This window comes from Microbispora sp. ZYX-F-249 (assembly GCF_039649665.1).
Taxonomy (GTDB): domain Bacteria; phylum Actinomycetota; class Actinomycetes; order Streptosporangiales; family Streptosporangiaceae; genus Microbispora; species Microbispora maris.
This window is the reverse complement of sequence record NZ_JBDJAW010000148.1, coordinates 1-841: the sequence shown is the minus strand read 5'-3', so window position 1 is coordinate 841 and position 841 is coordinate 1. Positions and strand designations below refer to the sequence as shown.

1 protein-coding gene is annotated in these 841 nt (G+C 70.5%); it reads right to left on the bottom strand.

Annotated features, from left to right (window positions below; all coding sequences use genetic code 11):
- Positions 1 to 213 precede the first annotated feature (213 nt).
- Positions 214 to 841, bottom strand: a 628-nt coding sequence (locus AAH991_RS40150) for a cellulose binding domain-containing protein (protein ID WP_346231195.1), incomplete at its 5' end; no start/stop codon positions are given.

Sequence of the window (841 nt, the reverse complement as noted above, 5' to 3'; positions counted from 1 at the left end):
GCGGGCCGCGACCCTGTCGGGCACGTAGATGTACATGTTCAGGTTGGTCGGGTTGTTGCCGAATCCGGTGACCCGGGTCAGCGACGCGGCCGCGGCGGGCCGGGCCGCCGTCAGTGCGCCCGCGAGCACCAGGGGTAAGGCGGCGGCGGCCACGATGGCTTTGAGTGTTCGTTTCACGGGATGTCCTTCACTGCATGAGGGTGGCCGGGCCTGTCAGGCCGCGGTGCAGGTCAGCGCCGGCACGCCGTTGGCGCCGTTCCAACTGCCGAGGAAGCCGAACTCCGTGCTCGCACCGGCGCCCAGGGCGCCGTTGTAGCTCACGTTGCGGGCGGTGACCTGCGATCCACTCGCGCCGATCGTGGCGTTCCACGACTGCGTGACCGTCTGGCCGTCGCCGAACCGCCAGCTGACGGTCCAGGAGGAGATGGCCGAGCCACCCGCGGTGACGGTCACCGAGGCCTGGAAACCGCCCTGCCACTGCCCGGTGACGGAGTACGCGGCCGAGCACGACTTCCCACCCGGCGACGACGGGCTCGACGACGGGCTCGACGAAGGGCTGGCACTCGGGCTCGGGCTTGGACTCGGGCTCGGGCTGGAGGTGCCGCCGGGCTGGCCGATGCTGCCGGAGACCGTCTGGAGCGCGGCGTACCAGGCCGCTGCCATCTTGTCGTAGCCGGTCGCGGTGGGATGGATGCCGTCGATCAGGTCGGCGGTGGTCAGCTTGCTGTGCATGTCGACCAGATGCACCCGCTTGCCGCTGTTGACCTTGGACTGCACGATGCCGGGGATCGCCGCGTTGAAGGTCCGGGCCGCCGACTCCTGCCCGGAGTTCGACAGCGGG